The sequence below is a fragment of the Mucilaginibacter sp. genome (assembly GCF_965277465.1).
Classification (GTDB): domain Bacteria; phylum Bacteroidota; class Bacteroidia; order Sphingobacteriales; family Sphingobacteriaceae; genus Mucilaginibacter.
In genome coordinates, this window is record NZ_CBDICW010000002.1 from 1726160 (window position 1) to 1740087 (window position 13928).

General features: G+C 39.7%; 14 protein-coding genes. 8 read left to right on the forward strand and 6 right to left on the reverse strand.

Annotated elements, in window-relative coordinates:
* Positions 1 to 40: 40 nt before the first annotated feature.
* Entirely contained in the window at positions 41 to 652 is a 612-nt protein-coding gene (locus ACQY4U_RS19910; RefSeq protein ID WP_428331209.1) for a WbqC family protein, read from the reverse strand.
* A 36-nt stretch (positions 653 to 688) separates the two neighbouring features.
* Between ACQY4U_RS19910 and ACQY4U_RS19915 the strand changes: the two genes are divergently transcribed.
* Together ACQY4U_RS19915 and ACQY4U_RS19920 are read left to right on the forward strand one after the other, a co-directional pair.
* The gene (locus ACQY4U_RS19915; RefSeq protein WP_428331210.1) at positions 689 to 1573 is read left to right on the forward strand and encodes a lysophospholipid acyltransferase family protein; all 885 of its coding nucleotides are present in this window, start codon (positions 689 to 691) and stop codon (positions 1571 to 1573) included.
* On the forward strand, positions 1570 to 2607 hold the full coding sequence (locus ACQY4U_RS19920; RefSeq protein ID WP_428331211.1) for a glycosyltransferase family 2 protein: 1038 nt from the start codon (positions 1570 to 1572) through the stop codon (positions 2605 to 2607). The genes ACQY4U_RS19915 and ACQY4U_RS19920 overlap by 4 nt, the downstream gene beginning before the upstream one ends.
* On the opposite strand, the gene ACQY4U_RS19925 is transcribed toward ACQY4U_RS19920, so the two are convergent.
* Both ACQY4U_RS19925 and aroQ read right to left on the reverse strand, forming a co-directional pair.
* Positions 2576 to 5131, reverse strand: a complete 2556-nt coding sequence (locus tag ACQY4U_RS19925) for a mechanosensitive ion channel family protein (protein ID WP_428331212.1) — start codon at positions 5129 to 5131, stop codon at positions 2576 to 2578. The two genes, ACQY4U_RS19920 and ACQY4U_RS19925, sit on opposite strands and share 32 nt — an antisense overlap.
* Positions 5132 to 5138: 7 nt before the next feature.
* Positions 5139 to 5558: a type II 3-dehydroquinate dehydratase gene (aroQ, locus tag ACQY4U_RS19930; protein WP_428331213.1), complete on the reverse strand. Its 420-nt coding sequence runs from the start codon at positions 5556 to 5558 to the stop codon at positions 5139 to 5141.
* 26 nt (positions 5559 to 5584) lie between these two features.
* On the opposite strand from aroQ, the gene xerD reads away from it, so the two are divergent.
* Positions 5585 to 6484, forward strand: a complete 900-nt coding sequence (gene xerD / locus ACQY4U_RS19935; protein ID WP_428331214.1) for a site-specific tyrosine recombinase XerD — start codon at positions 5585 to 5587, stop codon at positions 6482 to 6484.
* 24 nt (positions 6485 to 6508) lie between these two features.
* Here the strand turns inward: xerD and prmC are convergent, their stop codons facing one another.
* Positions 6509 to 7369: a peptide chain release factor N(5)-glutamine methyltransferase gene (gene prmC / locus ACQY4U_RS19940; RefSeq protein ID WP_428331215.1), complete on the reverse strand. Its 861-nt coding sequence runs from the start codon at positions 7367 to 7369 to the stop codon at positions 6509 to 6511.
* Positions 7370 to 7402: 33 nt separating this feature from the next.
* On the opposite strand from prmC, the gene ribD reads away from it, so the two are divergent.
* The 5 genes from ribD (at position 7403) to bioB (ending at position 12489) form a co-directional block, all read left to right on the forward strand.
* Positions 7403 to 8449, forward strand: coding sequence for a bifunctional diaminohydroxyphosphoribosylaminopyrimidine deaminase/5-amino-6-(5-phosphoribosylamino)uracil reductase RibD (gene ribD / locus ACQY4U_RS19945; RefSeq protein WP_428331216.1), 1047 nt, complete (start codon positions 7403 to 7405; stop codon positions 8447 to 8449).
* 84 nt (positions 8450 to 8533) lie between these two features.
* Positions 8534 to 9376, forward strand: coding sequence for an EamA/RhaT family transporter (locus ACQY4U_RS19950; protein WP_428331217.1), 843 nt, complete (start codon positions 8534 to 8536; stop codon positions 9374 to 9376).
* Positions 9376 to 9990 (forward strand): IMPACT family protein, encoded by a 615-nt coding sequence (locus ACQY4U_RS19955; protein ID WP_428331218.1) that lies wholly within the window; start codon positions 9376 to 9378, stop codon positions 9988 to 9990. Before ACQY4U_RS19950 ends, ACQY4U_RS19955 begins: the two co-directional genes overlap by 1 nt.
* A gap of 86 nt (positions 9991 to 10076) precedes the next feature.
* The gene (mgtE, locus tag ACQY4U_RS19960; RefSeq protein ID WP_428331219.1) at positions 10077 to 11432 is read left to right on the forward strand and encodes a magnesium transporter; all 1356 of its coding nucleotides are present in this window, start codon (positions 10077 to 10079) and stop codon (positions 11430 to 11432) included.
* Between the two features lie 52 nt (positions 11433 to 11484).
* Positions 11485 to 12489 (forward strand): biotin synthase BioB, encoded by a 1005-nt coding sequence (gene bioB, locus ACQY4U_RS19965; RefSeq protein WP_428331220.1) that lies wholly within the window; start codon positions 11485 to 11487, stop codon positions 12487 to 12489.
* 69 nt (positions 12490 to 12558) lie between these two features.
* Here bioB and ACQY4U_RS19970 read toward each other — a convergent pair whose 3' ends face one another.
* Complete coding sequence (locus ACQY4U_RS19970) at positions 12559 to 13437, reverse strand: diiron oxygenase (protein WP_428331221.1); 879 nt, start codon at positions 13435 to 13437, stop codon at positions 12559 to 12561.
* 60 nt (positions 13438 to 13497) lie between these two features.
* Positions 13498 to 13926, reverse strand: a complete 429-nt coding sequence (locus ACQY4U_RS19975) for a VOC family protein (protein ID WP_428331222.1) — start codon at positions 13924 to 13926, stop codon at positions 13498 to 13500.
* Between the last annotated feature and the right edge of the window lie 2 nt (positions 13927 to 13928).

Sequence of the window (13928 nt, forward strand, 5' to 3'; positions counted from 1 at the left end):
TAGTAACATTAATGTTGCACTACCTCTGCGTCCAAAGCGCCTACAGATAATTAATAGTATGCGGCCCCTGGCTAAAAAGCAAATCAGCAATGCTCAGGTTTTTTTGAAACCCTTTACGGTCTTCAAAAACCTGGAAATACTGCTTTTGCCCAAAATCTGAATCTCTTTTTGGCGTGATACTGCTCCTGAAATCTGTAAGGTCAGGATAGGTGACTTCGTAGCTCTCCGTATAGCTAAAATTTGTTTTTAGTTTGATGGCTTTAAGTACAAATTGTAAAAGCTGCTCATTGTAATCAAATAAATAATCAAATTTCTTTTCGTAAAAAGTAACAAGCTCATCTTCGTAATATTCAAAATAAGCCGACCTGCGGTAACAGGCCTGCAAGCCCAGCCAATGCAGGCGCTGCCATTCAAAATCGTAGCTTATTTTAACATCCTTAACCTTGGTATGCTTTTTTGAACCTTTTTTAACAGGTACAACCAGTGTCAATACGCCATCAGGAGTATAGATATTGGTACGGTTACGATAGGTTTGTTTAGGAAAATGCTCCTCTCTTTCTATCAGTATATCAGGCTTGTAGGTGTTTAATTGTATAAAATATTCAATCGGTGGAAGATAAAACATAGGTAACACAGCGCCTTTTTCAATCATATATTTTATGTTTGTAGCTAAAATCGGACGAAAATAATGATAAAAAAAGGGCTTTCAAGGTTAGGTACATTCTTTTTGTATCTGTTATCGTTATTGCCTTTCTGGTTTTTGTACCTTATCTCTGATCTTTTATTCGTAATTCTATATCATATAACCAATTATAGGCGTAAAGTTGTACAGGAAAATCTCCGAAACTCTTTTCCTGAAAAATCAGAAGTAGAACGCCAGAGTATTGAACGCAAGTACTATAAATACATGGCCGATTTGATGGTAGAAACCGTGAAATCAGTAAGTATGTCTGAAAAGCAGGTTAGAAAGCGTATGATTCCGACAAACCCCGAAATGGTTGAACATTACTTTAGCGAGGGGAAAAGTATTATGGCTGCTGCCGGGCATTATTGTAACTGGGAAATGGCTTGTTTGAGCTTTGGTTTTTTAACGGATAAAAAAAGGGTAATAGTTTATAAGCCACAATCGAACGAAGTTTTTACCGAATTTTTTAACCGGACGCGGTCGCGCTTTGGGGCCACCATGATCTCCATGCGGCAAACGCTCCGTAAAATGATCGAATTTAAAAATGAACTTACCTTTACCGTATTAGCATCTGACCAAACCCCTACAAAAGAAGATGCCAAATACTTTACTACCTTTCTGAACCAGCAAACCGCTGTTTTTTTAGGCATTGAAAAGCTGACCAAGGTGGTTGACTGCGTAGTGATATTTTATAGAATTGACCTTGTAAAAAGAGGGTATTATACATATACCTTTATACCTTTGGTTGAAGATCCGAAAAATACCAAACCTTACGAAATTACTGAAGCTCACGTGAAATACCTCGACTCATTGATAAGAGAGAAACCTGAATATTGGCTATGGTCGCACCGGAGATGGAAAATTAAGCCGGAGGACGTACAGAAATGAGTTATACACCCAAAGTTGCCGTAGTTATATTAAATTGGAATGGCGTAAAATATCTGCGCCAGTTTCTTCCTTCGGTATTATCATCTATATATCCTAACCTCGAAATTATTGTTGGTGATAATGCATCAACCGATGGCTCAGTTGAGTTTATAAAAAACGAATACCCATCGGTACGCATCATACAAAATGACGATAACTACGGTTTTACCGGCGGCTACAATAAAGTATTGGAGCATGTTGATGCCGACTATTATATACTTTTAAACTCCGATGTTGAGGTGTTTCCGGGTTGGATAGCACCTGTAATCAACTTAATGGAGAGCGATCCTTTAATTGCCGCTGCTGCACCAAAGATCAGGGCGTTTAACCAAAAAAGCCATTTTGAGCATGCCGGTGCTGCGGGTGGTTTTATAGATAGCTATGGTTATCCATTTTGCCAGGGCCGGATGTTTTACGAGGTAGAAGAGGATAAGGGGCAATACCTGCAATCGGGAGAGGTGTTTTGGGCCACAGGTGCTGCAATGTTTGTAAAAAAGCATTGCTGGCACGAAGCCGGTGGTTTTGACGATAGGTTTTTTGCCCACATGGAAGAGATTGACCTGTGCTGGCGGTTAAAGAACATGGGTTATAGGGTGATGTACTGTGCCGAATCGGAAGTGTTCCATTTGGGTGGGGGCACATTGAACGTTGAAAATCCTTTTAAAACCTATCTCAATTTCAGAAATAACTTGCTGCTGCTGCAAAATAATCTTCCGTTTTGGCGGGCGGTATTTGTGATTACCATCCGTATCTGGATGGATCTGCTGGCTTTGATCCGTTTTTTAAGCGAGGGTAAACGTAAAGATGCCTGGGCTGTTAGCCGTGCACATCAAAATTTTGTATTAAGTTTATTTAAACCCAGCAAAAAGAATAAAAAACTCAACGTACCTAAAAAATACCCATTAAAGGGTATTTATAAAGGTAGTTTGGTATGGACTTTTTTTGTTAAAAAGAAACGGCATTTTACTGAGCTTGACCCGACGGATTTTCTTTAGGAAGATGTTCAGTTAACGGCACTTCCTTAAACGTTTCAGGATTTTTAATTTCAGCACTGGTTCCTTCCGGGAAAAATACCTGTATATCGCGTTTGGGGTGTGGTATTTCAACACCTTCAACAGCAAACTGTGTATAGATCTCGCTCATCACACTGCTTTTTAGCGATACCCATTTACCAATATCAGCCGCCCAGAATAACAACCTGAAATCAACAGAGCTATCACTAAAATTATGCAGAAAAACCAGCGGTGGCGGGGTTTGCATAATATCCTTACGGTTGCGTACAATATTTTTAAGCAGGTTTTCGACTTTAGCAATATCAGAACCATAAGCTACACCAACTATTAGTTCAACACGGCGGTTGTTATTGCTTAATGTCCAGTTAATTACGTGTTGTGAGATCAGATCGCCATTTGGTACGATCAGCTCTGAGCCATCGCCCGCCTCAATTTTACTTGACCGGATACCTATCTCTTTGATTGTACCCGAGCGGTTACCAACCTCAATAATATCACCTACCTGTACAGGTTTCTCAAAAGCTAATATAACGCCCGAAACCAGATTGTTCACAATGTTTTGCAAACCGAAACCTATACCTACGCCCAATGCACCTACAACTATGGTTACCTCTGTTAAGGGAATCCCTGAGAATATAATTGCCGCAATAAAGCCAATGGCAAAAACCGATAGCCGGATCAATAAAATAGAGGTCCTGTTCTTTTTTGCATCGCTTGATTGGGCTGATTGCTGCTCAGCATAATCATAAAAATAGCTGATTACACGGGATATAATTATAGATAACCAGATCACAAAAACAAATATAACCAGGCTGCCAAAAGTGAAGGCTGCTGTACCTAATTTGTACGAGTGGGTTAAAAAATCACCGGCTTTATCGTATATATAATCGTCAATATCAAGGTTTTCCAGTAACTTAATTATCCATAAAACGGCTGCTATTTTAACCAGTACATTCTTGAATTTATTTTGTAGGATCTTAAAGTCGAGATAAGAACTAAAACTGCTATTTGCCACTTTATTAGCCTCAAGCTGTAAAAACAGGCTTTCCATTAAAATCTGGATAAACAAATAGAAACCAAAGCCTAAGCAAAGATTAAAGATGGTAGCTACACCAATAATTTTGGCTAAACTGAACCTGCCAATTATATTAAGGAATAAAGAGATGGCATTACAGCCAACATATAGCTTAACGATGAGCCCTATATATGGCGGATAATTTTCTGCTGTTATTTTTGTTTCCTTTAAAAACCACAAGCCCCAAAGGATACTTATAACCGATAAAAATACTAAAGAAACCCTGTCAACCCGGCTTACCTGCATAAACAGGTTGGTAATTGCAAAAAGAAACAAAAGTGCAAAAAGCCCTTGCCAAAATCTGAACAAGGTTTTAGGCCACACATTTTTTATTAAAATACCAATGCATAGCATAACAACAAGCAACATGATCTCTAAAAATATAAACGGCGGCTGATCATATAGATACAGCGCTAAAATAGCCGCTATAGTTAAGGCAGAAACAAAGGCATACTTTACAACATAGTGGGTTTGGTTAAGCGTTTGCTGTGCGTTTTCTTTTAGCCGTAAAAGCCGGCGCTTGCTTGCGTATATCCATGCTAAAAAAACTATTAATATAGTTATGGTAGCTGTATGGCTAACAATATTTATATGGCTGGTTGTTGTTGGGTCGAAAAAGTATTTTAATAATTTAGTGTTTAACCGGGTAGTTTTTGAAGCAACGGTATCAAAAGGCGTTAACTTTTTATTGTTGTTTTGCCAGATGTAACCATATTCGTTTGTGAGCGACCTTACCGTAAAATCATGGATCTTTAAATCAATACCGTCATTAACATCCAGGTAAGTAAGATCAAGTGCTGTTACCCTGTTTTGTAAAAGGCCTAATTTTATAATACTTTTTTGCATACATGAGTCAACCTTAGCCCATTTTTGCTGTATCTGGATAATCTGGGCCATGTACTTTTCTCTTAAAGTACTATCTGTTGGTACCGTATGCATAGTGGTATCCTGCTTAAATTCAGTATAGTCACTATGTATTTTATCAAGCCTGGCGTTGTCGTTGGTTAGTTCAGTCTGCCAATCGTCCAAGTCATCTTTGGAGTGTGATATCAGGTCGCGGATGGTAAAAAGATATCCTAAAGTACTCGACTGATCATTTTGGATTAAATTGCCTAATACAATCATCCGCCTTTCCATCGATGGCAGTTTCTGGCTAATATCTAAAGTATCAAACCCCCGGTTATAATCTGCAAGACCTTGATTATAAGAACTGTTATAATACTCTATTTTTTGGAGCAGGGCATTTAATGAATTGTCCGAATGTTTAAAGGTGCGCATCAATGAGTCGCGCTGTAAAACAGCATGGCGCAATGAATCGCGAACGGTGCGGTGAGCTTTTGGCTTTTTTCTTTGTGCATTACAATCAACAGCTGTTAATACAAACAAAAGTGAAAGCAAAATAAAGGCAGATATTTTAAACGGGTTGCGCATTGTTATTTTAATCAGTTAACAGGCTTTCAATAGCTAAACGGTATGATTCCATCCCAAAACCGGCAATTACGCCTTTACAGCTGGCTGCCAGCATTGAGCTGTGCCTAAATTCTTCGCGTTTATAAACGTTAGAGATATGTACTTCAATAACAGGTGTATTTATGGCGGCAATAGCATCGGCAATGGCAATAGAGGTATGGGTATAAGCACCGGCATTTAAAACAACACCGTTGTAGCTAAAGCCAATTTCGTGTAATTTGTTTATAATTTCGCCCTCTACATTACTTTGGTAATAATCAATTTGAATGTGGGTGTAACGCCTGCGAAGTTCCTGAAGGTAGGTTTCAAAATCAGTATTTCCGTAAATAGATTTCTCGCGAACGCCAAGCAGGTTTAAATTTGGGCCGTTTATAATTTGTATCTTCATCAGTTCAAACTTAAAAAAAAAATCAATTGGATTGGCGGTCGGCAATAAAAGGTTTTCAGGCTTATTTAAAATTAGAAAAATCGCTTTCGCCCAACTCTATCGAAGCATATAGCAGGGATATAGAAAAGCTCCATCAATTTTCTGACAGAGAGGGATTTAAAGTAAATCCAGAAAGCATAACCTTAACAGACCTGCGTTTGTTTATTGTATGGGCCAGCGAACTTGGGATGATCCCTTCTTCGCAAGCCAGGATCTTATCGGGCATAAAAGCATTTTATAAATACCTGCTGATGGAGGATCTGATAAAAAGTGATCCGTCAGAATTACTTGAATCGCCTAAAATTCAAAGAAAACTGCCTGATACTTTAAGTATTGCCGAAATAAATAAGCTGATAGATGCTATTGACCTATCCAAACCCGAAGGCGGCCGTAACAAAGCCATACTTGAAGTATTGTATGGTTGTGGCTTAAGGGTATCTGAGCTAACAGAGCTTAAGTTATCAAATCTATACCTGGAAATTGAATTTATAAAGGTAACGGGCAAAGGCAGTAAAGAGCGCTTAGTACCTATCGGAGGCTCGGCAGTAAAGGCTTTGAAAATCTGGATAGAGAATATCCGTGTACATATCCCCATAAAAAAAGGTGAGGAAGACCTTGTTTTTTTAAACAGGAGAGGATCAAGACTAAGCAGGGTATATGTATTTATGCTGATCAAACAATTAGCCTTACTTACCGGGATCAATAAAACAATAAGTCCGCATACTTTCAGGCATTCGTTTGCTACGCACCTGGTTGAAGGTGGGGCCGACCTGCGCGCCGTGCAGGAAATGCTTGGCCACGAAAGTATTACTACGACAGAGATCTATACCCATTTAGACAGGGAGTACTTGAAAGGAACTATTATCCAGTTTCACCCACGCAGTTAAGTTATCTAAACCCAAACGATTAAATCATTTACTTGCTTTTATCATCCTGTCTCTGCCGCTCATGTCTTTTCTTAACTCAGTGTTTATAAAGCCATTAGCAGTTAATAGTTCAACTGTTTCATTACCAAAACTTTCATTGATCTCAAAAAATAATAACCCGTTTTGGGAAAGATGGGCGCTTGCAAAAACGGCAATTTCCCTGTAAAATAATAACGGATCATTTTCAGGGACAAATAGTGCAGTATGCGGCTCAAAATCGGTTACATTACTGTGCATTTGTGTTTTATCATGCAATGTAACATAAGGTGGGTTGCTCACTATTATATCAGCTTTCAGCCGTTCAATTTCTGGGGTTACGTTTAAAATATCGCCTTCAATAAACTTAACTTCAGCATTGTTAAGCTCGGCATTTGACCTTGCAATTTGTAATGCTTCGGCCGAAATATCAATAGCCGCAACAGTAAAGGCAGGTAAATTATTTTTCAGGCTGATAGCAATACAGCCACTGCCTGTGCCAATATCTATAATGTTGCCGCCGATAAGTTTGTTGTTGTTTACTGCTGATAATACCCATTCTACTAATTCCTCGGTTTCGGGCCGGGGGATAAGTACGGATTGGTTTACATTGAATGTTAAACCATAAAACTCTGTTTTACCTAAAATATATTGTATTGGTTTGCCTGTTTTTAATTGGGAAAGGATGCTTACCAAATTTTCTATTTGTTCAATTGGCAGTTCCTTTTCAGGAAAAGCCTTGATTATGGCTTTTGATAGTTCGCTTATTTCACTGATAACTAAAAGAGTAAGGGCCTCTGTTTCGTTTGTGTCATACACTTCATTCAAGCCTTGTTTAAAAGCGGCAAAAACATCCTTTATAGTTTTCATGCAACAAAGTAACATAAAAGCTACTTTTGCAGCATGGTGCAACATGAAAAATATATGCAACGCTGCCTTGAACTTGCCGAATCAGGTAAAGGTTATGTAAGCCCGAACCCAATGGTAGGGGCAGTTGTGGTATATGAGGGCAACATTATAGGAGAAGGTTATCATCAAAAATACGGTGAAGCGCATGCTGAAGTAAATGCCATTAACCAGGTAATTAATAAGTTTCCTGATTTTGATGTACTGCTAAGTAAATCAACTATTTATGTTTCGTTGGAGCCCTGTGCTCATTATGGCAAAACGCCCCCCTGTGCCGATCTGATCATTAAAAACCGGCTATCAAAAGTTATGGTTGGCTGCCGCGATCCCTTTGCCCAGGTAGATGGTAAAGGCATTGAAAAACTACAGGCTGCAGGTATTGAAGTAATTACAGGCATTTTAGAAAAAGAGTGCCAATGGCTTAACCGCAGGTTTTTTACAAGGGTACAGAAGCAGCGGCCATATATTATATTGAAGTGGGCACAAACAAAAGATGGCTTTTTTGCACCTGATGATAACAGCCAGTTTTGGATAACTGGTGATGAATCGCGCAGGCTGGTACATCAATGGAGGGGCGAGGAAGATGCTGTTTTAGTTGGTAAAAATACCGCAGCTATTGATAACCCGCAATTAAATGTACGTTACGGCCAAGGCCGTGCACCCAAAAGAGTGGTGATAGACAGAAGGCTTGAACTGAGCTCTAAATTAAACTTATTTGATCAATCAGTAGAAACATTGATTTTTAATGAGGTTAAAATGGACGTTGATGGTAAAAACAAGTATATTGCCCTCGAAGATTTTGAACGCTATGTACCCCAATACATCTTGTTCCAGCTTTATCTTCAGGATGTACAGTCGGTAATTATTGAGGGCGGCGCTCATACATTAAATACTTTTATCGAAGCAGGGTTGTGGGACGAAGCACGTATTTTTACGGGGTGCGGAGAATTGAAAAGTGGAATCAGGGCACCGTCAGTTGCAGGTAAAAATACAGGCGAATACTCATCCGGGAACGATAAATTATTAATATTGATGAATGAGTGATTTTATCATTCATAAACATTTAATCAACCTAAATAAATGCTCTACGTTTTTTTAAGTATTTGCTGCAGCGTAATTGTTTCAATCATGCTAAAATTGGCTAAACGGTACCATATCGATGTGTATCAGGCTATAACATGGAATTACTCTATCGCAATTATTCTTTCCTGGCTGTTTTTAAAACCGCAGCTAAGTAATCTGGGCAATACTCCTTTTTATATCTATGGCACATTAGGCATTTTGTTGCCGGCATTATTTATTATTATGGCAGCATCCGTAAAAATTACGGGTATAGTACGTACTGATGTAGCTTACAGGCTATCGCTTTTTGTACCCATAGTTGCCGCTTTCCTTATTTTCGACGAAAAGCCTGATGCATTAAAAATCATCGGGATAGCTATTGGCTTTGTGGCTATAATTTGCTCAATCCCATGGCAAAAACAAATTGCTGGTACCAAAACGCCTGCAAACGCCTGGATCTATCTTTTAGTTGTATTTTTTGGAATGGGTTTAATTGATGTGCTGTTTAAACAGGTTGCCGCTTTTAAACAGGTATCAACAGGTACTTCACTTTTTATTGTTTACACCCTCTCGTTTGTAATAGCATTAATAGGCTTACTGTACCAGGTTTTTACAAAAAAAATGCGGTTCTCATGGCCTCATATTTTTATTGGCTGGGTATTAGGGATAGCCAACTTTGGTAATATTTTGTTTTATATAAAAGCCCACCAGGTATTGGCTAAAAATCCGTCGATAGTTTTTTCAGCCATGAATATCGGCGTTATTGTGTTTGGTACTTTGATAGGTGTATTTATTTTCAGGGAAAAGTTGAGCACGCTAAACAAAATAGGGATCGTATTAGCCATTATAGCTATCGCCGTTATTTATGATCCGGAATTTTTTACCCATTTGTTTTCGCATATTTCTTAATGCTTTTTGATGATACTTACCGCACTATTGAAAGGCCCTGCGAAGGTATTTTTCGTGATCGCGGCAGCAAATTCTTGGCCTTTGCTTACCCTATAAGTAATGAGGGAGAACTAAAAGAAATATTGGGTAAGTTAAGATCCGAACATCCCAAAGCTAACCACCATTGCTGGGCCATGCGCTTAGGCATTGACCGTTCTGTGTTCCGTATCAATGATGATGGCGAGCCGTCGGGCACAGCAGGCCGACCAATTCTAAACACATTGCTCTCTAAAGATCTAACCAATCTGGTGGTTATTGTAGTCCGCTATTTTGGAGGTACCTTACTGGGTGTTCCCGGTTTAATAAATGCATACAAGGCAGCTACCGAAGAAGCCTTAAAGAAAGGTGCTGTAATTGAACGGACAGTGAACGATATTTACACCATTCAGTTTGATTACCTGCAAATGAACGATGTAATGCGGATAATTAAGGAAGATAACCTGACTATTATAAAACAGGAATTTGATAATAACTCAATCATCCAACTCTCCATCCGCAAAACTCAGGTAAATCAAACCGTATCCAAATTAAATAAGCTGGAAGGGCTGATACTACGATACGATCACAGTTTGTAAACAAAGGGCTTAAATCTCCTTTTAAAGGACAAATTCAAACCTTTTTTATTCGCTGGTTGCGGCATAAATATGTATTTTAGTCGGATATGCAATCGTTTGAAATAGATAAGTCGGATCTGTTACGTATCGAAACCGCATTAGCGGGTGATGATGCTGAATTAGAGGTGGTTCTGAAAGAATACCATGCCTCTGAGATCGCTATGCTTTTTGAACGTTTGCCACAGGAAGCTAAAGAAAGGATCATCAACATTCTGCCTACTGACGTTGCTTCGGAAGTTATTTCTGAAATGCACGAGGAGCAGGATCCCGGAGAATTGCTGATCGGCCTTCATCCCGAAAAACGTTCTGAAATTATTGAGGAACTGGATTATGATGATGCCACCGATATTATCTCGCAGCTGGATGAAGATGAACAGCAGGAAATATTAGAAGACCTTGACCAGGAAGATGCCGACAGCATCCGCGCACTTTTAAAATACGACGAGGATACCGCCGGTGGGTTGATGAACTCTGAAATTATCAAGGTGAACATTAACCTGGATAAAAAAGATGCGCTGGATGAGATCATCCGCCAATCTGAAGAGATGGAGGAGTTTTACACCATTTACGTGGTAGATGATGCTGATATTTTACAGGGTATCTTATCCGTTAAATCTATATTAAAAGCCCGGCCTGAAGCGCGTGTACGGGATTTGGTGAACACTGATTTTGTGTTTGTAAAAGCCGACCTGGATCAGGAGGATGTAGCTGGTTTAATATCTCAATACAATTTAACAACCATACCCGTTGTTGATGATAATATGAAACTGCTTGGCCGTGTTACCGTCGATGATATAATGGACGTAATGGAGCAGGAGAGTACCGAGGATATATTAAAGATTTCGGGGGTATCAGAGGATGAAGAGCTGAGTGGTAACTGGAAAGATGCTGTTAAAAGCCGTTTGCCCTGGTTGGTTATCAATTTAGGTACGGCCTATCTTGCGGCATCAATTATCAGGCATTTTGATGCTACAGTAGCCCAATTGCCGGTATTAGCTGCCTACATGACCATTATTGCAGGTATGGGTGGTAATGCTGCTACACAAGCATTGGCTGTAACGGTAAGGCGTATATCCTTAAGTGATCTTAGCGATAAGCAAGCCTACAATACGGTATTAAAAGAGTTTTTAGTGGGGCTGATAAACGGCGCTGCTAATGGCTTGATCGTATTTTTTATAGCTATGTTTTATGATGCCGACCCATTACTGGGCCTTGTTTTGTTTTTAGCGATGACAGGTAACCTGATAGTGGCCGGCTTAACCGGGGCATCTATCCCATTGGTACTGAAAAGGGTAGGGATTGACCCGGCTGTGGCATCCTCCATCATCATAACCACATTTACTGATTGTGCCGGCTTTTTACTGCCTTTGTGGTTTGCTACTAAACTTTTATTGCACCATTAATAAGAAATAAAGACTTTTGTAAACACTAAATACATCAACGTAAAAGAATATAATGACTGAAGTAAGATACAACTGGACAAAGGAAGAGATAGCAGAAATTTATAACAGACCGTTATTAGACCTGGTTTATGAAGCGGCAAGCGTGCATCGTGAAAATAAGGATTATTCTGAAGTACAGATCAGTTCTTTAATCTCGATCAAAACTGGTGGCTGCCCCGAAGATTGTGCTTATTGCCCGCAGGCAGCACGTTACAATACCGGGGTTGATGTACACGCTATAATGCCAAAAGAAGAAGTTATTGCCGTGGCTCAAAAAGCTAAAGATGGTGGTGCATCCAGGTTATGTATGGGTGCCGCATGGCGCGAAGTACGTGACAACCGCGATTTTGATAAGGTTATTGAAATGGTGAAAGCGGTGAATGAGCTTGATATGGAAGTTTGTTGTACGCTGGGCATGCTTAACGAGGCACAGGCGCAACGTTTAGCTGACGCAGGCCTGTATGCTTACAACCATAACCTGGATACATCAGAAGAAGATTATAAACGTATTATTTCAACCCGTACTTATGATGAGCGCCTGCAAACGCTTGAGCATGTACGCAAAGCAAAGATCACCGTTTGCAGCGGTGGTATCATTGGCCTTGGCGAAACTGTTCAGGACAGGATCTCGATGCTTAAAACATTATCAAACTTACCTAAACACCCCGAATCAGTACCAATTAATGCTTTGGTGCCAGTAAAGGGAACACCACTGGCCGATCAGCCGAGGGTATCAGTTTGGGATATGGTACGTATGATTGCTACAACCCGTATCATAATGCCTAAAACAGTGGTACGTTTATCAGCAGGTCGTACAGAAATGAGTGTGGTTGAGCAGGCTTTTTGCTTTATGGCAGGAGCCAATTCTATTTTTGCCGGTGAAAAATTACTAACAACCCCAAACCCATCATTTGATAGCGATATGGCAATGTTTGAACTGCTTGGCTTATCCCCACGTAAAGCATTTAAAAATGGCAGGCCGGGTGTGGCTAAACAAGAAGAAACTGCTACAATTTAAATTCTTTTTAAAATATATTTAAGCAATCCTGTTGTTGATAGCGGGATTGCTTAATACTACTCAAAGTTACTATACCTTAGCATTTAATAACCAACGCCAGGCCCAGCGGGTTACAAGGTTAAAGCCTTTCCATTCATCAACAAATTTGATAATATCTTTCAGGCAGTTCTCGCTGAACTTATTCCTGAAGTTTTTGGATGCCAGCTTATAAGCTTCTTCTGGATTTTCGAGGCCTATGCGTTCATATATTTCCTTTTTTACGTACATGGTACGCACAAAATAAATATTAAAAAGAATCACATAACTATACAAGGTCCGTTTAATATAGCCTGCTTTTTGTGAGTATGTTTTCAGCAGGCTTTTAGTGAAAAGAATGTGCCGGCCCTCTTCAATATTATGCAGGTCGAACATCTTTTTTAATACTGGGTAAATGTTAGGTGCCCTGCGTGCATAATTACCATAAACATCAGTCACTAACTCTACGGATATGCTGCCCATAAATAAATAGTCGGCAGGCAGGTATTTATTGCTGAACTTCCCGAAAAATTTATGCATGCCCGATTGCTTAATGGGTTTACCGCCTAATTTTTGAATAGCCTGCCCAAACATTTCCTGGTGCCTGAATTCTTCAATCAGTTCTCTGAGGATAAAACGGTGTTCCACATTATCTGCAGGCAAGGTGAGGAGATGCCGGGTCATAAACAAACAGAACAGGCATTCGCCCCATGCGTAGGAAGCTACTACCTGTACCAGTTCATGCCTGCCAAGTTCTAATTTTTGTAATGGAGTAAGGGTATCGTAAATTTCAAGCCCTTGAAGCGAGGTTAAAAGTTCAGGCAAAAATATATCATCGGGCTGAGGATCAATCTGCCAGGGGATGTAAGTTTCAGGCAATAGGGGGTGTTCCTTACTGATTTTTATTAAGCGCTCAACCTCTTTTACATCCATAACCTCATCTTTTATTGATATTATCTATTTTACTATACCCTTAATGTGGGTGATAGGTTTTTATACGGCAAATAGTTGACCAAGATCTTTAAACGATTTAAACTCGAGCGCATTGCCTGATGGATCTAAGAAAAACATGGTAGCCTGTTCGCCGGGTAAACCCTTAAAACGGATGTAGGGTTCAATTACAAACTTTACCTGGTGCTTTCTTAGTCTTGTCTCCAGCTTCTGAAACTCATCCCATTCCAAAACAACTCCATAATGCGGAACGGGAACATCGTGCCCGTTGACAGGGTTAAAATGCTGTTCTGGTCTTTCATCAGGGCGAGGTTTCAGGTGTATTACAAACTGGTGGCCATATAAGTTAAAATCAGTCCAATGGTCAGCGCTCCTGCCTTCGCCACATCCCAATATCTCCCTGTAAAATTTTCTTGATTCTTCAAGATCATAAACCGGTAAAGCTACATGAAATGGCGTCAGTTTGCTCATAG